This is a genomic window from Vibrio chagasii, assembly GCA_041879415.1.
Taxonomy (GTDB): Bacteria; Pseudomonadota; Gammaproteobacteria; order Enterobacterales; family Vibrionaceae; genus Vibrio.
In genome coordinates this window covers 1,708,586-1,727,110 of sequence record CP090851.1, presented here as the reverse complement: position 1 = coordinate 1,727,110, position 18,525 = coordinate 1,708,586, and the positions used below count along the sequence as shown (strand labels likewise).

Below are 18,525 nucleotides of genomic sequence, written 5' to 3'. Positions count from 1 at the left end.
AGAAAGCAGAGAGTTGAAAATTGAGAACAAACAATAAGATGAAAATAACAATTGGCCTAGTCAGCGGCGTAATGAGCGCTTTGATACTTGCTGGCTGTGCAACCGACACCTATGTGAGTCAAGAAAACCGAGACAAGTTTGCAGGTTTAGATGTTTCTAAGTTTCTGATTAGTGAATGTTTAGCACCTGAACGTGAAGTGCACATTGCGATTGCAGAGCACTTTGCTTTTGATAAGTACAAGCTACGTGACCTCGACAAGATCAACCTAGATAGCTTCGTTCAAGAGATCAGAGGCTTAAAAGGGCGTATCACGATTGTCGGGCACACCGATTACAAAGGTTCTCAGGAATATAATGAGCGCCTTTCTCAGCGACGCGCTAAGTCAGTGGCTGACTACCTACAGACGCATTTGGACCCTAAGAATTACGATTGGGAAGTGAAACACCTCGGCGAAACTCAGCCTCTGTTGCTAGGTAAAACAGATAAAGACCGAGCGGAGAACCGCCGTGCGTTTATCGTGTTTGAAGAAGCGCAGAAGTACGAAGAGATGCCTTTCTGTGAGCCACCAAAACCTGAGCGTAAAGTGTATATGGCGATCACACCGCACTTTGATTTTGATAAGTCAGTGCTGAAACCAGAGGACTTAACTCAGTTAGATGACTTTGCATCTCAATTGAGTGGCTTGCAAGGCAACATCATGGTGGCAGGGCATACTGACCAAGCTGGTTCGGTTTCTTACAACGAGAAGTTAGCGGAGCGCCGCGCAGAAAGCGTGGTGAAGTACCTCAAAACCAAACTCGACCCTAAACAGTTTATCTGGGAAGTGAAGTCGTTTGGTAAATTGCAGCCAGCGATAAACGAACGTTCAGAGAAAGCGGATGCACTTAACCGCCGAGCGTTTATCGTGTTTAAAGAATCGGATATTACGGCTGAACAGCAAACACTGTCGGGTAGTGAGCAAGAGTTTCTTCGTCGTGAAAGCGAAAAGAAGCTTGGTAATGATTAAAAGCTAGCTTTTCAAATGACGATAAAAAGCCCCATGCGTTGGGGCTTTTTGATGCGTCTAGTTTATTCAGGAGGATCAATTAATTTTGGGGTAGCTACCTTGAATCTTGGCGATTTGAGTTTGTACCTTTTGAAACTGTAACTCTTCATCAAATGACATCAAAACATTGTGCTCGCCTTGCGCTTTTAATCGAACATCAAAAAGCCGATTGTTGGCATTAATGAAGTCACGTTTGAGTTCTGGAGACAAGTGGTCATCTACGTGTAGGTACTTTGACTCTAAAATCAGAAAATAGAGTGTGTTTTGTGTAAAACCAACCAGGCCCGAACTCTTTCTAGTGGTGCCGTCAGACAAAATATTCACAAAGGTAAACACACCATTGTTGATGTAGACATGCAAAGATCGTTGGGGACTATCTAAACAACTCTCGAGTGTGAACTCATACCCAACGAGTTTGATCCAAGGGCTCATCAACAACAGAACCGCAAGTATTAGCGATACTTTCCATAATGAAATTTTACCAGAAGCCCAAATCGCCTTTAAATTGAATGTTTTCGATTTTTTCATGTTCCAACCGTTTTCGCATATAAATTGTGTTCTTGTCCGAGCTTAGCTGCGCAACATTGATTTTTGATAGGTGCTGAAGAGCATCGAGTTTGAGTACCTCTCTGTCATCAATATTCGGGTTAAGAAATTCGTAGTCTTTGTCTAAAGCGAGCATGAAAACCGTGTCATTCAGCACCGCATAAATGCCATATCCTTTCCTTACTACCTCGTGGGGCAAAAATTGAACCGACGAGTACAGACCGTGAAAGAATTGCATGTGGGTTTCTGCATGTTGCCTAGTCTGGCCGGAATAAACAGAAAACTCTCCACCCGTTGCGTTGATATAGGGGATAGACAATATGGCAATAATAATAAGTAGTGGTCGTTTGAGTCTCATGGGGCCTCAGTTAAAAATTGAGTGATAGAGTGAAATCGCATATAGCCAGATGCAGGCAGTAAGCGCGAGGTCCTCCCATCTAATTTTCTTGTGACGCTCTTTGCTACTGGTTAATCCATACTCAGCATAAACTCGTGTGCTCTTATTTAGCGCCGATGAGCTTAGATTGTTCTCCAGTTGTGTCTCTATGGTTTTTTTTGCGTTAACTTTCAGTCTTATATCGGGAAATTCCTCTTCATTGATTAAGCTAAATGAGGTGGGAACTAGCAACTTATAGCCGTGCGAAGGTACTACTCTTATTTCTGATTCTGGAATGATCGACTTAAGTTTTTTCCGAAGATGCATAATACAAACATTCAACGAGTTTGGGCCTACCACACGGTCTGGCCATCCTGCTTGCTTCAATTCTTGTCGCGTACAAGGCTTATAAACATTCTTATATAGTACTTGGAGAATATTTAGTTCAATGAGGCTAAGAGATACTGAGTTTATAATCCTCAGAGATTGATCGTAGATTTCTAGAGCGTCATTTTGGTTATTTAAATACAACAACATAACTAATTACAGTGCCTATTTGGTACAAGGACGACATCTCCTGCGTAGATCAAATTGATGTTTTTAAGGTCGGTAAAGTTGCCATTCAGCTGTTTCAACACTTCGAAACTGATTTGCTGTTTTTGGGCAATTTTAATCAACCAGTCACCTTGTTTTACGATGTAACGAATTGGCTTACAGATCTGCTGCTCGACCTTGGGCTCATAAATGGTTCTTTCTGATGTTGAGGTAACCTTTATATCATCGTAAACGAAGGGTTCAGGTTCTCTTGTGTGCTGCATAGGGAAGTGATAACGCATGCCTATACTCAGCACTTGAAGGTCTTTTTCTGGGTCATTGTTGAAGACGAACTTATAGCCAAACTTCATCGTTAGCTGTTCATCAAACTCATACTCTACGCCAAACTGTGTAATCGGGGACCAGCTGCTTCCTTCTAGTAAAGCTCCAGCTCCTGCATACAGGTTGTATTGACGAGAGAGTGGGAGAGAGCCCAGTAGCGAAATATCAGTGCCACTGAATCTTTCTTCGATCACTTCAGAGTAAGGGTAGTCGGGTTCTATCATTGTTTTAATGTGCCCGTAATAGCCGGTGCTGGCTTCAAGGGACCAGGTTTCACTTAGGTCATAGCCCAATAGAATCTGCCCACCAAATGCGTTGTCAGATACGTCAGAGTTTGTTTTGCCTGCGTTAGTGACGTCAGCACCGATGTAAAACGGTGAAGTGTCGGCCAAGCATAGGTTAGGCAGAATTAAGGCTCCGGCGATAGCGTATTTCGTCGCCAAAGCGTCACCGAAAGAAAAAGTCGATAGTTTCATTAGTACAACTCCTCAAACATCACGGTGAAGTTTCCTGAATAAGTAGCGGTTTCAACGTCTGTCGAAGGAATATTCTGGTAGTTAACATTAAGATCGAAATTGATCACTGAGCTCGGTGACTGAATCACATAGCTGGTTTGATTATTGTCGAGTTGATTGACGCCATCTTTAACCCAATCTGTATCCTCACAGTTCGCTTCATTGCACTGGATAGAGTAGGGAATCGATGTCTTACCTGATGCTGATGTCAGCTCAAATTCATTGGTGAGTACGGTCATCGATAAGCCAGTACTGAACTGGCCTAGCGCGGTGACGTTGAACGTGGTCTGTGCTGAAACGGTATGGTTCGTTGTGTCATACACTGGGTGTAGTACGCCATCGCCTACCACATCTATGCTCTCTAAGCTGTTCGGTGTGTAGTCGATATTAACGGTAAAAACGTCAGGCAAAATTCGGTAGGTCAGCGCGCCACCCGCAGATCGGTAATAGTATTTAATGTCCGCTGGGATCGTCGCCGTATAGACACCCTTTGTTTGACCTTGAAGTGTGTTCAATAGTGAAGCTGTATCTATGTTGAAGGTCGGACGATAGAAATAAAACGGCGTGATGGATTGCGGATAATCCAATGAGAAATTCGCACTGCAGTTTTGTGTATCGCTGTCATGAAGCGTGACTAGATTTCCCGACAGTTGAGACTGGCTACAAACTGGTGTGACAAACTGATTGTCGCCACGTGTGTACTGGTTCGACGCTGTATTGTATTGCAAGCCATTAACCGCAATTGCCGCTTCCACATTCTGACCAGCATTACTAGTCAATGTCATGGTGTCTGGCTTGTCAGTAACAAATGCACTTGGCAAAAACTGACTCGTTGGCGTGAGGCCATTCGCGATAGACCAATCACTCAAGGTATAGTTATTTCCACCGATTGCGATGGCGTTTTCAAAGCGTACTTGCTGTCCCTCAATATTGATGTTGAGGGTGGCTGCATAGTTTGGCATAGCCGCGAACAGTAGCGACCATAAAACGAATTGTTTCATTATTTGCTCTCACTCAGAGTCACATCTTGGCGGTAACTTTCGTCGTGGTTAACAACAGTGACTTTTAGGTCCGAAAGGTCGATGTTTTCTGGCAGGGGGTAGCTACGCTCACGGCCAGCTAGAGACATGATGGTGACTTCACAATCTTCTGTTACTTCGTCTGTGCATTGATCGACATAGGCACGCACAAAGCTGTTACCTGTGTTGTTAATGTGTAGTTGGCCTTGATCTAAAGAAATCGAATAATCAATATCTTGAGCTTGTGCGGGGATAACAAATAAAGGACGGTAGCCAAAGTTAATCGTCACGGCTGAATCCAATTTTCCTTCAGGGTCGTACGGAGAAGGTTCAAAGCTGACAAGGTAGTACTGGTCTTCAGTAAAATTACACTTGTTCCCACACAAAGAGCGCACGCCAATTTGCTTTTGACGGTGCGGTTCTAGGATAGTTTTGTTATGAGTCAGCGTTACTCGCCAGTCTTCAAAGTTATCCTCAGCGTATGGCACGCGCGTGATCTCGCCATCTTCAACCAGCAATTGAGTAATGTTGGATTGAATGAATTCTGTAATTTTATTGCTGTTTGAAAGAGTGAATACACCATTTCCGTATTCGTCTCCAACCAATAACATGGTGTCTACGTTCATCGCGTTAACAGAGGTTGCAAGAGCAGCAGTCAGTAAGATAGGAAGCTTTTTCATAATCAGTTACCTTCAGGTCGGTTAAGTACAAAGTTGTGCTCTCGTAGCGATTCCGAATTGGCGTAGCGAGCAACATTTTCTATGTGTTGACGTTGTTGATGACTGAGTTGAAGATCCTTATTTACAGTCAGATAAACAAAAGAAGTACGACCTAGACGAGTGGTAATAAACTCCATTCCGTTGTCAGTCAGCGCATGCAATTGTTTGTTCAGTATGTTGATGTCATCGAATTCACCGATGTACATCACGTTTATTTCTTCGTTGTTGCTCACCAACATCATAGATTCCATCGGATTCAAGTTCGGTTGGCAGAAGTTGGTACCAAAGTTCAGTTGCTTTGCATCATCAACCGATGGCAAATAGCATTGCTGACCGTTAGTGGTTAAAGCGAACTGTTGACCTTCTTGTACGTCAACTTTGTGAATGCCAGACGTAATGCTTGATACGTTCAAACAAGCCGGACCTTCACATTCAATGTCGTGTACATCGTTGCCGAAAATATCTTTGAATTTGCTGACAAAACTAATCACACGACTCACGTTTGAATTCAATTCAATGACTGAACCAGGGTGCGTGTATCCAGTTACTGATTGTTGACCAGTGTTGTGCAAAGCGACGCTCTCGACATCAAGCTCGATGGTTGCGGCTTGGTAGTCATCTAAAGTAATGACTGCGCGGTCATCGTAGATGTATTGTTTGTTCATCACTTGGTCATCGGTTCTTACCACTACCAACCCTTTGGTTTTTCGTTCATCGACATCAAAGCGGATGTTGTTTTGAGTATCGACCACCACGTAAGCATCACTTTTTGCTGTAGTGAAACTCACGCTCTCACCACCAATAATTTGGGTGCTACGTAATGTTGCGTTTAACGCTTTTTCGCCGTTGTTCGCGGCGTAGACAAAGCCGTCAGCTTGGTAATGCTCGTCACGTTTAGCGGCGTACGCTGTTACATTCGTTACCGCCGCATTAGGGGAGTTAACGTAGTAACTGTTGCTCGCGGTGAGTCGCAAGTCCGCGTCTTGGTCGTCGACGAGATCCTGCGTTTCTAAGCTATTGGTATATTGGCTAAAGCCATTTTCTGTGACGGTGAAACCCGTATTGCCAGTAAGCTTCGATGAAAGAGGTACCGACCAATTCAGAGAGATAGAGAGCTCACCATCCTCCCAATTGGATGTCAGTTGTTCATTGTTAAAGGTGACGTTAAGGTCGAGAGTTGAATCGACAATAAACGGCGCACTTAAACCAGAAGACAGTGACCAATTGCTTAGTGAGCTGTTGTATAAATTACTTTGTTCTATGTGATTCACTGAGCTATATCCACGCACGGTGTCACCAATGGTGTAGCTGGTGGAAATACCGAGCTGTTCTTTGTCACTGGCACCGTATAAATATTCTGCAAATGGGTTTTGGTCTGGGTTGTTTAGGCGCTCATAGGTAAAGCCCAATGCACCTAGGTTCCAGTAGCCAGATAAATACCAAGCCTCACTGTCGATATTCGAAAGGAACATTTCATAGCGACTGTCGAATGGTAGGTAGCCTTTAGACCCCAATTGCGCCATCGCATGTTCGTTAGTTATAGTGCTACCAATCGCAACCGTTTGTGTATCCGACCATTTATAAGCCAATCCACCTTGAAGGAATGCCACACCTTTGAGTTCTTTGGATGAAGATAAACTTGAAGGTTGGCTGTCATCATTTAGATAGGTGTCGTTATCTTGGAATTGGCCTACAGCGATCGAGTAGTCGAATTCTCCCGTATTTAGCGTGTCGGTATTCGCGTTGTAAATTCTCACCGACTCCGAGGAAAGTATCTGGTTTCCAACCGAGATCTCAACGGTAACGTCATAAACGCCATCGGGTAGTTCTGAGTAGCTGATGCTTCCTTGACCTTCTTTTACCGACTGTTGAACGATGATCTGATCATTGCGTAGAATTTTGAGTACGCCTTGCGTTTGGGCATAGAAGTACAGTGATTGGTCTTCGTTTTTAGCGGTGCGGCTTAGGTTTTTACTCGATGACAAATTTACATTTACATCATGATAATGAGTGCCGTTTAGCAGGAAAGAGGTGCTATTAAGCGCCAAGCGATCTTGGTGATAGCCCGTAGTTAGACGCAGGTTTTGGTACTCAAGATTGTAGTAGCCATAATTAAGCTCTGACGTATCTTCTTGGTTGCTTAAGTAGGTGTCGACATGAACCGAGCCATAAGGCAGTCCCAAGATGAATTGATCACTTAAATTCACATTCAAGTTATTAGTAAAATCGCTTGATGTGTACAAGCTTGCGTTGTTAATTAAGCCTGGATTTGCGTTGTAGGTAGACGCGTAATGCTTCTTGAGTGCTTTCGGTTTACTCTCCTTAAGCAGTTCTTTGTTTACATAGACGTATAGCTTGTTTGAGTGATAGTCATAAAATGTGTCGTAGCTTTTCGGTGTAAGGCTACATAAGTTCAGGTCACCTTGGCAGTCAACTGTATTCGATTGGCCGCGAGCAAAGCCAGCAACTATCTGTTTTGCTGTACGCTCATTTAATCCTGATGACATCAGTTCATTTACAACTGCAGTCGCATCGTCAGGGTTACTGAATTGCACTGAATTGTAAGTTACCAGCATAGGAATCGTCATGTAACGACCATTAATGTTTTTTATCTCGACATCGCGTTCTTGTTGCGAATAAAAATCTTCAAACCCCGCTGGGATTAAAGTGTTTCCATTAGCAAAAACCAGTTGTGACAAGGTCAACGAACCTAAGAACGTTGTTGTAATAAACGTGCTATTTTTCACAGTGAAAGCTCCGCTAAAACAGATAACTGGCCTTGGCACAGGTTTGAGCCTGTTGGTAAAGCCCCAAAGGACAAGATGACGTCGTACTCGCCACTCTTGAGGTCGTCTGATGTGGTATTGAAATCCATCAGAACAGGGTTTGATGGCGTTAAGGGCAGCTCCGCGACAGTGACATTGACAAGATCGGCAGGCGTCGACAGTGCTTGTTTATTAATGTCGAAACACTGCGCAGTATTGCCCGTCATGAATAATTGGAACCGAGTCGATTGATCTGAACTTGGAATATCGGTTTCAACCAATAATTGGGTTGTGGCGTCTCGGAAAGAGTTGCTTTTTGGATCGACCGTTAGCGTCAATGAAGAAGGGGAAAACGCGACCTCAGTAATCTGATAAGAAAAAAAGTGCTTCTTATCGATGTCGCTCGTTAGCTGAAATGTATACGTTTCAGTATCCGCATATAAATTCATAGAGCTAGCAGCAAACAGAGCAAGAAGTGGGCGAGCTAAGTAATTCACAGTTTTCCCCAAAACGACTTAAAGTGCGCCGTCGTAGCTAGCAGCCATTTGAACGATAACTTGTGCAGTACCTGCTACAGGGATATCTTGGATTTCTGCAGTGTTAGCCACTGATAGTTTTACATAAGAGCCTTGGTAGCTGTTGGGTGTCGCCACTGTTAGTTCTGTACCATCATTGAAAACGCTCACTTGTGCATCTTGCGTAAGTTGACCATCAATCAACACTTGTGATGCTACATATGTCCAGTTCGCAAGTGGTTGTCTATCACCTGTTGTAGCGCTTTCTGAGTCAAAATCGCGCGCTTCTAAGACGACGTCTGAAGAGGTAAATTTCCCCTCTGCGTCGATAAATAGCTGACCAGTTTCAATGTCACCACCACCTAGGCCTGTAATGATTAGGTTTGAGCTTGGTACTGAACTGCCGATAATGCCTGACCAAATCGCGTCGGCTGTTGCTACGTCATCTGCTGCGTATACAGAGCCAGAAGTCATTGCGAATGCTGTTGCGCCTATCACGAAAAAGTTATTAAGTTGCATGTTTCTCACCTATTGTTAGTAAATGTATGTATAAAAATAAAAAGTGCATTGGAATCGATATCACAGGCACACTTTCGAGGGAGCTGATTTGACTTCAAGGGGAGAGCAATTGGAAATAAAAGCCCGTTAATAGTGCTTTATATGCAGTTAATAACGTTTAATTTATTAGGGATGACCAAGTTAAGTTTCTGATAAGTATTGTTTTATGTTTTTTTAGGTCACTTTTTCAGGTGGCAGTAATACAGGGAAAAGAATGTTTAAAAAACTTTCTATAGATACAGTAAGAAGAACCATCACTTTGATAGACAGTGACTCAGGACAAGAGAATCAACCCTTAGAGCTGAATCGAAGTGAATACAATCTGCTGTTGGCTTTTTGTGAATCACACGGAGAAGTGATTGATAAACAGGCTTTGATAGAAAAAGGTTGGCCAGGGAGAGTTGTCGGTGAAAACTCTCTTGCTGTCGCTATTATGAAATTACGGAAAAAGTTAGACAGCTTAGAGCTTGGGTTCGAAGTTAATAATTTACCCGGAGAAGGCTATGTGTTCATTAATGCGATGGGCATAGATATTGTTCATGAAGAGCTAGTAAGTAAGAGTGACAGGTCTCCTGAATCACAGCATGTATTGGTTGACGACGTGCAATCTCCAGAGAACCAAATTTCTGCAACAGATGGGGAGGTTGAAGCGCCCGAGTTAATTCAAGAACAGCCATCACAATCAATGTTTGAAGTTTTATCTCGCTGGGGGAGAAAGCCCGTCGTTTGGGAAGTAACCATTGCGCTGTTCATCGGTCTGGTGATGTTTTATTTCGTTTATCGTGAAGCTTTCGAGTGTTTTGAATGCTTTGGAGGGGGTGTGAGTGGTTAGCCTCAAATCTCTGGGCATGCGCGTTGTAGTTTTTATTTTCGTTCTGTTTTTAATACCTTGGTTTTTGTCTCTGGGTACATACTTTTCAGGATACGTACATTTTGAAGATGACGAACACGAAATTATACTGAACGCGAAATCTGGCTTATATAAAACAATTCATAGCTATGAAGGGCATGTTTACCGGGTTCATCGAGGAATCTATGCTTCTCTTGGGGATTCACTGTATTTCTTTTCATTGGATGGAAATTATGAAATGAACTTAGAGCCTAGTTTTGCAGCTAAGGTTGTTGCCAGTGATCTTGAAAACTACTTCAGAGGTCTGACTCACGTGCGTGTTATTGAAAAAAATGGTGCGATGGTTGGGCTATTACAAAAGGACAAAATAGAGAAGAAGTTTGATCAAGTTGTTGTTCAAGGGCGGTTAAAAGCATGGGATTAACACGAAAATCAAAAGTACTAGCCATTTTGGTGGTGCTTATTCTTCCCATATTGTTACCTTGGTTTAGCGCTGCGTTTAGCGACTTCAAAATAGACACGCATTTTGACGACCGTGATGTGACGATTATTGGTTCTCATGGACGTTTTAAAGCGCAAGCAACTTACCAAGACGGTACCCATGCTGTCGGGACCGGGTATTATGCTGTTCTACTTGATACGATTTACATGCTTACGGTACGTGTTGATAAAGTAGTGGAAGGTAATCCGAATAACCTCAACGCATTTTTGCGCTCTCATCAAACTTTAATGGTTTATAAAATCAAGAAAGATGCCCAAGGACAATATATCTTGAGAAGGCTTGAGGAAGACCCTAGGTTGGGAATGCATGAAAACTACATCGACGTTATAGGCTCTTTTGGACCAACTTCTTCAATCCCTTCTTCTTAACCTTAATGATACGAATAGAGGCTAAGCATATAATGCTCAGCCTCCTTATTTTGCGACGGTCTTGCTTAATTAGCGAAAATTGCGCTATTCGGATGGTAAATTCTGCTTCAACTCGAGAAGCATTTGATAAGCACTTTCACCGGACATTTCATATGGGTTGAATTGGTTGGATGTCGAAAACTGTAAGTTCACCAATTCGGTCAAACTTGATTGAGGGATATCTCCCATAGACCAATCTCCAAATTGCCTACAGTCTATTTCCTTGAAATACAGGATCATTACCTTTTTATGGCGCTTATCATTTAGGATGTGGTTGTAAGTATGGTTTACGGCGCTTCTCGATCCTTCGATGCATTGGAGGAAATATTTGTCGTTGTGACTAAGAAGACCTGTCAAATGGCTTTGTTTATTGCGGTCGTGCGAGATCTGGAGAATATCGTTCAAAGCCTCAGCGTCACAACTTTCACAAAGTGTACTGACATAAATTAACCGGGTTAGGAACATAGCTATCACTTGGATTATTTGTTCGAAGGTACTAACAAATATAAGCCAAGCTCGTAGGATTGCTAATTATTGATTGTTTTATCATTTGCTTTGTTTTTTTGGGAGGGTGGCAACAAGCAGGCGAGAGGCGAGTTCAGCTTTGTGCTTTATTGCGGGTAAGACTTGGTTACCATCTTCAATAGTCGAACATCTTTGCCTGCTTGTTATTGAATTACGCGTTTGTTCATATCCCTTGGTTTGACACTGAAATTGACTCGACATTAGAAGATGCATCGAATCTAACATTGACCAAAACGGTTTCGCGTTCAAAGGTCACATCATCAAAATCGGTCGCGGCGATTTTAAACCCATTTTTTGCAAATAAGCTTGTTACGACTGTGCGTTGTTTCTGTTCCATAGCGTGCGTTAATAGTTCGTCCATCGTCATCTCCATTAGGCAACAGTGTGTATAAAGTAACCATACCGCGCTGACATTATGAGATCAATTGCTTAATCGATAGCTTGCACTGATATGAGTCGATGAATGATTGAACCATTCAAATTACTGATACCTGCGTGCTTATATTTGGATGAATTCTATGTAAGTTAGCACTTTATGTGATGGGGCTTCAGCAAACTCTAAGCAGGCGGCTCTCGTGTTCAAAATGAATTGAAATAACTGGTTACAAAGTACAGGTGAAACGTGGTGGTTAATGGGAGCGTTCATTATGAGGAGCGGAAAGAGTCAATTAGTGACTACCTTTTGCACAGTGCAAATTAACAACTCGCTCTCACATAGATTGATTGATACTTTGAATGTTTTGCTGGTGTTGTTATAAGTGTTATTAATCTCATATCATTGCTTTTTATATTCCCTTGATTTATAAAATAAGCATTCACCGATAACTTCATGATTATATTAGTTTTTACTAACCTTTAATAACATGGAGAAAGGCGATGAATAAGAATCCCACACGCAATAGGTTAGCGAATTTATTGAGGCTGCGTAGAGCATACAAGGCATCTGACTTTCTAGTGAGTCCTGATGAACTTCGAGTCAAGAAGGATGTTTACAGCTTACGTAAAATCAAACAGCTAGAAATCCGACAGCTGGGCATCAAAGAAAACGCAATCAATGTCATTTCATTGGCCTTGATGCTATCTGCAGCAACTTGGGCGCTCGTACCTCAGTTTGGGCTACCTATGCTCGCTCTGACCTTTGTTTTGGCTTTTGTTTCGTGGCGAAAATACGAGCTTCGTGCAGAATTTAAAAGGTCAGACGAAACTGGTGATCACTGGGTATCTATAGCTCGAGGTTGTACTCGTGAAGAGTTTAAGATCTTAAAAAGTGTTGAAGTGAATTTGCGAGAACAAGTTGTAAGCTAAATGCGACCTCGCAATTAGCATGGTTCAACCCTAAACAAGGCTCGTCATCATTGGCGAGCTTTTTACTTTCTGAAGAGCTTAAACTCAACTACGATGAACAGCCAAAGTTGATAACTCAGGATTATTTGGACTGAGGAAAATAGGGTAAGGAAAGCGGATGGACATAACGATAAGAGCAGCAATGCCTAGCGAATTGGCTGCCATTTATGCTTTGGTTATCTCAAACGATGAGTGGACTAAGTTTAATGGCCCTTATTTTTCGTATTCTCATCCGTCATTCGAAAGTTTTGAAGCGCATTCGTTTAAACGACTGCTCAAGGGCGATGATCTACAGCTGGTGGTTGTCGACGGTGTACCTGTTGGAGCCGTGAGTTGCTATTGGGAATGCGAAGAGACACGTTGGCTAGAAGCTGGCGTGGTCATTTATAACTCTGATTATTGGGGGAAGGGGATCGCAGCATTAGCACTTCCGCTCTGGATTACTTACTTATTCGAAAACAAAAAGATTGAGCGTGTTGGGCTAACTACTTGGTCAGGTAACCCGCGCATGATGTCTCTCGCTTTGAAGCTAGGTTTCCAGCAAGAGGCTGAGAAAGGTGCGATATTACCAAGGCGAATATTATGATTCGGTGAAGTATGGGGTGCTGCGTAGCGAGTGGCTGGAGAGAGGGTAAAAACAAACTCTGTTCTCTGCTTGACGGTTCCTTATCGATTCGTGGTAAAGCCCTGATCTAAAAAGTGAGAGTGAGCGTACTTCTACTCAGATTTTAAAGGATGAGTAGACAATGAAATTATCTAAAGAGAGTGAATCAAGAATTATTGAAATGGCGTGGGAAGACCGAACGCCATTTGAGGCAATAGAACACCAATTTGGTTTAAATGAATCACAGGTGATTAGTTTTATGCGTAGCCATATGAAGCCAGGTAGCTTCAAATTGTGGCGCGCTCGCGTCGCAGGTCGCGCGACAAAACATGTAAAACTTCGTAGCTCTGAAGTGTCGAGAGGTTATTGTCCAACACAATATAAGCGGCAGTAGGTTTTCTATTGACCATTTACCTCTTCCTACCAGTGGCTATCGTTCTAAATAGGGAGATTGAGATTGAATAGTTTGATTGGATTAGCGCTAGGCTTTTTGTTTGTGATGCCTATCGCCACCTTATTGCATGAATTGGGTCATGCAATCCCTCAGCTTATCGCGGGTCAAAAAGTTGAGGTGACCCTCGGGAATAGCGAAAAGGCCAAGGTTGTTCAAATTGGCAACCTCACACTGTCAATTTCAAGCTTTTCAATGAATGTTGGCTTTGCCTCAATAACTCAAGAGGGCAGTAAATCCTTACAAGCATGGTCTCTAGTTATGGGGCCACTTACCTCATTACTCCTGTGTTTATCGTTGTTTTATATTAATAGCAATCAACTCCCTTACATTGCTTCTTACGTCCTTAATTTTGGTGTTTATTTTTCATTGGCTCAGTTTGTGATGACAGCATTGCCTATCTATTACTCTAGTGCGTTTGGTGCCTATGAAGGGATGCCTAGTGATGGTAGGCAACTACTGGAACTTTATGGCTTAGCAAAGTGTCGAGATTAGTGGACGTTATTAGATTGGTTGAATCTTATGGCTTGGCATTTTTTAGTTCTAAATGTGGACTCTAATACTGAGTTGAAAGACACTCATCACACCACGTTCGAGCGCACTAATTTTGTGAATCAAGCGACGCAAAACCGTTAGTGCGTGCGATATCATTACTAAAGCTTGAGTGAATTGAGTAGAGGCGAATGGAATATTTATTGGTTCTTCTTCACGTTGCGTTGATATGGATGCTGGCGGTCGCAACGCCCGGCGCGAATGTACTGTTGACGATTAACACAGCGCTGCACTATAACCGCAAGCTAGCGAAATATTCTGCTTTTGGTGTCAGTACATCTATATTGCTATGGTCACTGTTTGGATGCACTGGCTTGGTTATTTTGTTCTCCCATTTCCCAGCACTGTTTAGCGTTATGAAGATCGTTGGTGGCAGTTATTTGTTGTATTTGGGTATGCGCCAGATCCTTTTAAGACGAAAAGCCAATCAGCTAGATGAAGGTTTGAATGCTAGCGAAGCGATGCTGCCTTCAAGTAGAAAAGTCTTTATGTCTGCGTTCATCACTAGCATCTTAAACCCTAAGACGGGTTTCTTTGTAGTGAGTTTGTTTAGCGTCTCTATGCCGGAAAATATTACCATCCCGATGGCCATCGCCATTATGCTGACTATGTCTGGTATTACCTTATGTTGGCATATGTTTCTGGCGACAGCCTTTTCACATCGAGCAGCGAAAAGTGTTTATGCACGTATCTCAAATGTCATGGATTATGTAACCGGCGGCTTGTTTACTTTGTTTGGTATTAAAGTTATGGCGTCTTAATAACTTTAGGCTGTGCTTATTTCGTTACATGAGAAGGAGCTCTGATGTTCAAACTAGAAACTGACCGACTAGTTCTTCGAGATATGACGCTTGAGGATCAAAGCGCGTTTGTGGCTATGTCACAGGACGCCAAATATCAGCGTTTCTATGATGAGACTGATTGTGAGCCTAGTAAATACCATCAACTCACCCAATTGTTTGTTGAACAGGCTGCGGAAGATCCTCGTCAGTCTTATCAATTAGCTGTTGAAAGTAAAGAGTTAGGGAAGTTTATCGGAACCGTGTGTTTACGCCTTGAAGATAACCAGCAAGCTTCAATGGGCTGCGCTTTTGCGAGAGAAATCCAGGGGAAAGGGCTACCCATAGAAGCGGCCAAAGCTCTGGCTAGTTTTGGGTTTTCAGAGTTAGGGGCTCATCGAATTTATGCGGAAACCATTGGTGAGAATCTAGCGGCGATAAAATTGTGCAAGTCACTTGGAATGAGACAAGAAGCTTGCTTTAAAGAGCACCGATTCTTCAAAAATAAGTGGTGGGATACCGTTGTATTAGCAATGCTCCGCTCAGAGTGGGAACGAAGTTGAAATGATAATTGGTATGCTGAATCAAACTAGAGGTCTCGACAAAGACGGGTTCATCGAAAACCTATACTCCCCTATGAATATCGCTCCCGAGTTCCAAGAGGTTGTAAGTGCTGTTGTCGATTCGTTGTTAAGCGACCTTCCGAATCAAATTGATGGTATCTACCTATACGGAAGTGTGCCGAGAGGAACTGCGGTTGTTGGTCTATCGGATTTGGATGTTTCTATCGTAATCAATACACCTATTGGCAAAAAAGAGAAGCGAGTATTTCAGCACCTTTCCGACATCATTCCCAAAGCATATCCCCAAGTCAGAAAGCTTGATATTGACCCTGGTTTTCTTTCTGAAGTGCTGCAACCACAAGAGAAATTCCATTGGCAGTTTTGGCTCAAGCACTGTTGCTGTTGTATTTGGGGTAATGATCTATCTATTGATTTTCCACGCTACAAACCTAGTAGTGAAATAGCACAAGCGCTTAATGGTGACCTGTCTACTTTTCTGGAGCAAATGAGTCCAGCCTTTAAAACAATGACCGATACAGATGTAGTTAAGGTTATTGGCAAGAAGTTAGTGCGGGCGGCGTATTACTTTGTCGCTGATAAAGACGGAAGTTGGTACACAAACCTGAGCCAGTGTAGTGCTGTAGCCAAGCGTTATTATCCAGAGCAAAGTGATGATATTGAATTAGCACATCAATACGCTCTCGGGCAATTAACCTCTAAAGTTGAAGCCTTGGATTTGTATGAAAGGCTTAGCAAGAATTTGTCGTGAGCGTCATTTAGCCTGCAAATTGATGAGGGAATCATTGGTATATGCACACCGCTTCGCATTTGCTTTATAAATCATTACCAGTTGAATGTATTAAAAACTGATATGTTGTAGGGTCTGTGCTTTATTGCCAATAGAGACCAAGGAACAAGAATGTACGCCAATAAGTATTCTAATTTTTGGAGACGCTTCTTTGCTATCTGGATAGATTCAATCGTATTTTTGCCTTTGGAATGGATAGACGACTACGTACTTTCTGGTGTGATAAGTTCGAGTGGTGTTTTTGCTTGGGGTGTGGTGAATTCACTAATTGGTATTGTTTACTACGTTGGCATGCATGCTAAATTCGGGCAAACGATCGGTAAAATGGTCACCCGAGTGAAAGTAGTGGATGTCTCTGAAAGTCGAAACCTAACTCTCAAACAGTCTTGCATGAGAGATATTGTCCCAATCATGCTTATACCTTTTAGTCTTTATGCTTACGCGCAACTGTCTTTCTACGGCCAAACTTGGGAAAGCTTAGAGCAAGGACGAGCCTTTATTTTTGTTGGCTACGCAATGATTGGTTGGGTTCTTTTAGAGTTCATCTCGATGCTATTTAATCACAAACGCAGAGCGATTCATGATTTCATCGCAGGCTCAGTTGTCGTAAAGAAAGTTTAACTCTCTAAATTGTAGATGTTCCTCTAAAACAACGATGATAAAAGGCTTTACGACGTTTTTGAGGGCTCAAAAACGGTGAAACCCCGATGTTGGTAGCATCGGGGTTTCGAATTTTTAGATTTCTCGATTGGTAAGGTCGATTATCTTTTCTATGCAGAAGGCTGGATTAATCCAATCTTATTCCTTGGTAGGGAATTAGATGCGGATGAAGTCCATGTGCTCAACTTTTGGCTTGTAAGCGTGACGTTGAACGTCTTGTGGCTTAACCTTAACTTCAGCGCCGTCAACCACTAGAGTGATTACTTCGTAGAACTCAGGCTTGTCCATTTGGTTGATCACTTCGTCGTGATTAAGTTCGATAGATACAGCTGCTGCTTCACCACCGTAGATTACAGCTGGGAATTTACCAGCGTGACGTAGGCGGCGGCTCGCACCTTTACCTAGTTCAGTACGTACTACTGCTTCAAATTTCATAGTTTTACTCTCAAATTAGTAAAAATTAACTTCACATCTCAATGCGACCTTGAGTATGTGGTAATGCTTATGCTGAACGAGTTCATGCTTAAGCGAGCGCGGATACTAACATCACATTTGAATATGAGCAAGTAAGAAGCCTATCACAAAGTGAATTTCCTTCGATATTTGGCTCGTTTGTAGATAAAACGCTCGCTAACCCTAGTTTATCGCTTTCTTTGCTCCTCTGTCTTGTTCTTTTGCCCTGTTTATATCGTCGCGAAATCATCAAGTTAATGAACGGAAAATGAATGTTCGCCTAAGGCTTGGTTAATGCTTGGTTAGGTAACCTTAGTGTTAATTAATCAGCAGAATGAATAGGTGAAAACATGGAACCGGTAAGTATTGTCGTTATTACGTTAAACGAAGAGAAACGCATTAGCCGCTTAATGGAAGAGTTGAGCGTGCAAACCCATCAAGAGTTCGAAGTGATCGTGGTCGACTCAAACAGTGAAGATAACACCAGAGAAGTCGCACAAGCCTATGAAAGTGCGTTGCCGAAATTGACTGTCCACCATATGCAAGAACGTGGTGTTAGCCTTGGTCGAAACACCGGTGCCGCTTTAGCGCAGTACAACAGAATCCTTTTCTTGGATGCCGACGTTAGCCTACCTCGTAACTTCCTTGCAAAAGCATTGTATGAGCTAGAAGAGAATAAGCTTGAAGTCGCTGGCGTATATATGAGTTCAAAAGGGCTGCCACTAGTTCATAAATTCGGTTATGGGCTGTTTAATGCGGGCTTATTTGCGACTCAGTTCTTTTTCCCGACCGCTATTGGCGCGTGTATTTTCTCAACCAAACGAGCGCATGAAGAGATCGGCGGCTTTGATGAAGAGATTGTTCTTTGTGAGGACTGTGATTACGTAAAACGTGCGAGCAAAACATGGCGATTTAGATTCCTAAATATGACCTTTGGCTTTGACCCACGTCGATTAGACCAAGATGGTGTTGTGAAGACGGGTTCAACTTACCTTAAAGCCAATATAAGACGCTTCTTTAAAGGCGAAATGCGTAACAACGAAATGAACTACGAGTTTGGTCATTACAAAGAGCAGTAAGCATTGAGGTTGT

The 18,525-nt window shown here is 42.6% G+C and carries 24 protein-coding genes and 1 pseudogene; 13 read left to right on the top strand and 12 right to left on the bottom strand.

All coding sequences use genetic code 11. The features are described from left to right. Positions 1–38 precede the first annotated feature (38 nt). Positions 39–1,007, top strand: a complete 969-nt coding sequence (locus L0991_07715) for an OmpA family protein (protein XGB61335.1) — start codon at positions 39–41, stop codon at positions 1,005–1,007. A 75-nt stretch (positions 1,008–1,082) separates the two neighbouring features. On the opposite strand, the gene L0991_07710 is transcribed toward L0991_07715, so the two are convergent. Genes L0991_07710 through L0991_07670 form a run of 9 tightly spaced genes read right to left on the bottom strand, consistent with a single transcriptional unit; the run spans position 1,083 to position 8,896 of the window. Next, positions 1,083–1,574, bottom strand: coding sequence for a hypothetical protein (locus tag L0991_07710; GenBank protein ID XGB61334.1), 492 nt, complete (start codon positions 1,572–1,574; stop codon positions 1,083–1,085). Beyond that, on the bottom strand, positions 1,525–1,950 hold the full coding sequence (locus L0991_07705; protein ID XGB61333.1) for a hypothetical protein: 426 nt from the start codon (positions 1,948–1,950) through the stop codon (positions 1,525–1,527). Before L0991_07705 ends, L0991_07710 begins: the two co-directional genes overlap by 50 nt. Before the next feature lie 6 nt (positions 1,951–1,956). Continuing rightward, the gene (locus L0991_07700; protein XGB61332.1) at positions 1,957–2,505 is read right to left on the bottom strand and encodes a helix-turn-helix domain-containing protein; all 549 of its coding nucleotides are present in this window, start codon (positions 2,503–2,505) and stop codon (positions 1,957–1,959) included. A gap of 2 nt (positions 2,506–2,507) precedes the next feature. Then, entirely contained in the window at positions 2,508–3,320 is an 813-nt protein-coding gene (locus L0991_07695; GenBank protein XGB61331.1) for an outer membrane beta-barrel protein, read from the bottom strand. Then, entirely contained in the window at positions 3,320–4,360 is a 1,041-nt protein-coding gene (locus tag L0991_07690; protein XGB61330.1) for a hypothetical protein, read from the bottom strand. The genes L0991_07695 and L0991_07690 overlap by 1 nt, the downstream gene beginning before the upstream one ends. Beyond that, complete coding sequence (locus tag L0991_07685) at positions 4,360–5,058, bottom strand: hypothetical protein (protein XGB61329.1); 699 nt, start codon at positions 5,056–5,058, stop codon at positions 4,360–4,362. The genes L0991_07690 and L0991_07685 overlap by 1 nt, the downstream gene beginning before the upstream one ends. Before the next feature lie 2 nt (positions 5,059–5,060). Further along, on the bottom strand, positions 5,061–7,844 hold the full coding sequence (locus tag L0991_07680; protein ID XGB61328.1) for a TcfC E-set like domain-containing protein: 2,784 nt from the start codon (positions 7,842–7,844) through the stop codon (positions 5,061–5,063). Beyond that, positions 7,841–8,359 carry a hypothetical protein gene (locus tag L0991_07675; protein ID XGB61327.1) on the bottom strand — a complete coding sequence of 173 codons (519 nt, stop codon included), beginning with the start codon at positions 8,357–8,359 and terminating at the stop codon, positions 7,841–7,843. The genes L0991_07680 and L0991_07675 overlap by 4 nt, the downstream gene beginning before the upstream one ends. Before the next feature lie 18 nt (positions 8,360–8,377). Next, positions 8,378–8,896: a hypothetical protein gene (locus L0991_07670; protein ID XGB61326.1), complete on the bottom strand. Its 519-nt coding sequence runs from the start codon at positions 8,894–8,896 to the stop codon at positions 8,378–8,380. Between the two features lie 253 nt (positions 8,897–9,149). On the opposite strand from L0991_07670, the gene L0991_07665 reads away from it, so the two are divergent. From L0991_07665 to L0991_07655, 3 genes are read left to right on the top strand one after another with little or no spacing between them, the layout of a single operon-like run. Beyond that, a complete protein-coding gene (locus tag L0991_07665) occupies positions 9,150–9,767 on the top strand; it encodes a winged helix-turn-helix domain-containing protein (protein XGB61325.1) in 618 nt (205 codons plus the stop codon). After that, positions 9,760–10,209 (top strand): hypothetical protein, encoded by a 450-nt coding sequence (locus L0991_07660; GenBank protein XGB61324.1) that lies wholly within the window; start codon positions 9,760–9,762, stop codon positions 10,207–10,209. Before L0991_07665 ends, L0991_07660 begins: the two co-directional genes overlap by 8 nt. Beyond that, on the top strand, positions 10,200–10,655 hold the full coding sequence (locus L0991_07655; protein XGB61323.1) for a hypothetical protein: 456 nt from the start codon (positions 10,200–10,202) through the stop codon (positions 10,653–10,655). The genes L0991_07660 and L0991_07655 overlap by 10 nt, the downstream gene beginning before the upstream one ends. Positions 10,656–10,739: 84 nt before the next feature. Here the strand turns inward: L0991_07655 and L0991_07650 are convergent, their stop codons facing one another. Together L0991_07650 and L0991_07645 are read right to left on the bottom strand one after the other, a co-directional pair. Further along, a complete protein-coding gene (locus L0991_07650; protein XGB61322.1) occupies positions 10,740–11,159 on the bottom strand; it encodes a BLUF domain-containing protein in 420 nt (139 codons plus the stop codon). Positions 11,160–11,382: 223 nt separating this feature from the next. Continuing rightward, positions 11,383–11,580 (bottom strand): hypothetical protein, encoded by a 198-nt coding sequence (locus L0991_07645; protein XGB61321.1) that lies wholly within the window; start codon positions 11,578–11,580, stop codon positions 11,383–11,385. 515 nt (positions 11,581–12,095) lie between these two features. On the opposite strand from L0991_07645, the gene L0991_07640 reads away from it, so the two are divergent. From L0991_07640 to L0991_07605, 8 genes and pseudogenes are all read left to right on the top strand, one after another. Beyond that, positions 12,096–12,524, top strand: a complete 429-nt coding sequence (locus L0991_07640) for a hypothetical protein (GenBank protein XGB61320.1) — start codon at positions 12,096–12,098, stop codon at positions 12,522–12,524. 157 nt (positions 12,525–12,681) lie between these two features. Next, a pseudogene (locus L0991_07635) lies at positions 12,682–13,198 on the top strand (GNAT family N-acetyltransferase). Between the two features lie 111 nt (positions 13,199–13,309). Further along, entirely contained in the window at positions 13,310–13,561 is a 252-nt protein-coding gene (locus L0991_07630; GenBank protein ID XGB61319.1) for a TIGR03643 family protein, read from the top strand. A gap of 63 nt (positions 13,562–13,624) precedes the next feature. Continuing rightward, on the top strand, positions 13,625–14,113 hold the full coding sequence (locus tag L0991_07625) for a hypothetical protein (protein XGB61318.1): 489 nt from the start codon (positions 13,625–13,627) through the stop codon (positions 14,111–14,113). Between the two features lie 188 nt (positions 14,114–14,301). Beyond that, positions 14,302–14,931, top strand: a complete 630-nt coding sequence (locus L0991_07620; GenBank protein XGB61317.1) for a LysE family transporter — start codon at positions 14,302–14,304, stop codon at positions 14,929–14,931. A 44-nt stretch (positions 14,932–14,975) separates the two neighbouring features. Beyond that, a complete protein-coding gene (locus L0991_07615; protein XGB61316.1) occupies positions 14,976–15,512 on the top strand; it encodes a GNAT family N-acetyltransferase in 537 nt (178 codons plus the stop codon). A 13-nt stretch (positions 15,513–15,525) separates the two neighbouring features. Next, positions 15,526–16,281 (top strand): nucleotidyltransferase domain-containing protein, encoded by a 756-nt coding sequence (locus tag L0991_07610; GenBank protein XGB61315.1) that lies wholly within the window; start codon positions 15,526–15,528, stop codon positions 16,279–16,281. 150 nt (positions 16,282–16,431) lie between these two features. Then, positions 16,432–16,941: an RDD family protein gene (locus L0991_07605; protein ID XGB61314.1), complete on the top strand. Its 510-nt coding sequence runs from the start codon at positions 16,432–16,434 to the stop codon at positions 16,939–16,941. A gap of 195 nt (positions 16,942–17,136) precedes the next feature. On the opposite strand, the gene rplY is transcribed toward L0991_07605, so the two are convergent. Beyond that, positions 17,137–17,415, bottom strand: coding sequence for a 50S ribosomal protein L25 (rplY, locus tag L0991_07600; protein ID XGB61313.1), 279 nt, complete (start codon positions 17,413–17,415; stop codon positions 17,137–17,139). 368 nt (positions 17,416–17,783) lie between these two features. Here rplY and L0991_07595 point away from each other — a divergent pair, with 368 nt between their 5' ends. Continuing rightward, entirely contained in the window at positions 17,784–18,512 is a 729-nt protein-coding gene (locus L0991_07595) for a glycosyltransferase (GenBank protein XGB61312.1), read from the top strand. The last annotated feature ends 13 nt before the right edge of the window (positions 18,513–18,525 follow it).

Bases quoted from the DNA above. Each gene is read 5' to 3' on its own strand.
- L0991_07715 (XGB61335.1), top strand. From the start codon at position 39: ATGAAAATAACAATTGGCCTAGTCAGCGGCGTAATGAGCGCTTTGATA.
- L0991_07710 (XGB61334.1), bottom strand. From the start codon at position 1,574: ATGAAAAAATCGAAAACATTCAATTTAAAGGCGATTTGGGCTTCTGGT.
- L0991_07705 (XGB61333.1), bottom strand. From the start codon at position 1,950: ATGAGACTCAAACGACCACTACTTATTATTATTGCCATATTGTCTATC.
- L0991_07700 (XGB61332.1), bottom strand. From the start codon at position 2,505: ATGTTGTTGTATTTAAATAACCAAAATGACGCTCTAGAAATCTACGAT.
- L0991_07695 (XGB61331.1), bottom strand. From the start codon at position 3,320: ATGAAACTATCGACTTTTTCTTTCGGTGACGCTTTGGCGACGAAATAC.
- L0991_07690 (XGB61330.1), bottom strand. From the start codon at position 4,360: ATGAAACAATTCGTTTTATGGTCGCTACTGTTCGCGGCTATGCCAAAC.
- L0991_07685 (XGB61329.1), bottom strand. From the start codon at position 5,058: ATGAAAAAGCTTCCTATCTTACTGACTGCTGCTCTTGCAACCTCTGTT.
- L0991_07670 (XGB61326.1), bottom strand. From the start codon at position 8,896: ATGCAACTTAATAACTTTTTCGTGATAGGCGCAACAGCATTCGCAATG.
- L0991_07665 (XGB61325.1), top strand. From the start codon at position 9,150: ATGTTTAAAAAACTTTCTATAGATACAGTAAGAAGAACCATCACTTTG.
- L0991_07655 (XGB61323.1), top strand. From the start codon at position 10,200: ATGGGATTAACACGAAAATCAAAAGTACTAGCCATTTTGGTGGTGCTT.
- L0991_07650 (XGB61322.1), bottom strand. From the start codon at position 11,159: ATGTTCCTAACCCGGTTAATTTATGTCAGTACACTTTGTGAAAGTTGT.
- L0991_07645 (XGB61321.1), bottom strand. From the start codon at position 11,580: ATGGACGAACTATTAACGCACGCTATGGAACAGAAACAACGCACAGTC.
- L0991_07640 (XGB61320.1), top strand. From the start codon at position 12,096: ATGAATAAGAATCCCACACGCAATAGGTTAGCGAATTTATTGAGGCTG.
- L0991_07630 (XGB61319.1), top strand. From the start codon at position 13,310: ATGAAATTATCTAAAGAGAGTGAATCAAGAATTATTGAAATGGCGTGG.
- L0991_07620 (XGB61317.1), top strand. From the start codon at position 14,302: ATGGAATATTTATTGGTTCTTCTTCACGTTGCGTTGATATGGATGCTG.
- L0991_07615 (XGB61316.1), top strand. From the start codon at position 14,976: ATGTTCAAACTAGAAACTGACCGACTAGTTCTTCGAGATATGACGCTT.
- L0991_07610 (XGB61315.1), top strand. From the start codon at position 15,526: ATGCTGAATCAAACTAGAGGTCTCGACAAAGACGGGTTCATCGAAAAC.
- L0991_07605 (XGB61314.1), top strand. From the start codon at position 16,432: ATGTACGCCAATAAGTATTCTAATTTTTGGAGACGCTTCTTTGCTATC.
- rplY (XGB61313.1), bottom strand. From the start codon at position 17,415: ATGAAATTTGAAGCAGTAGTACGTACTGAACTAGGTAAAGGTGCGAGC.
- L0991_07595 (XGB61312.1), top strand. From the start codon at position 17,784: ATGGAACCGGTAAGTATTGTCGTTATTACGTTAAACGAAGAGAAACGC.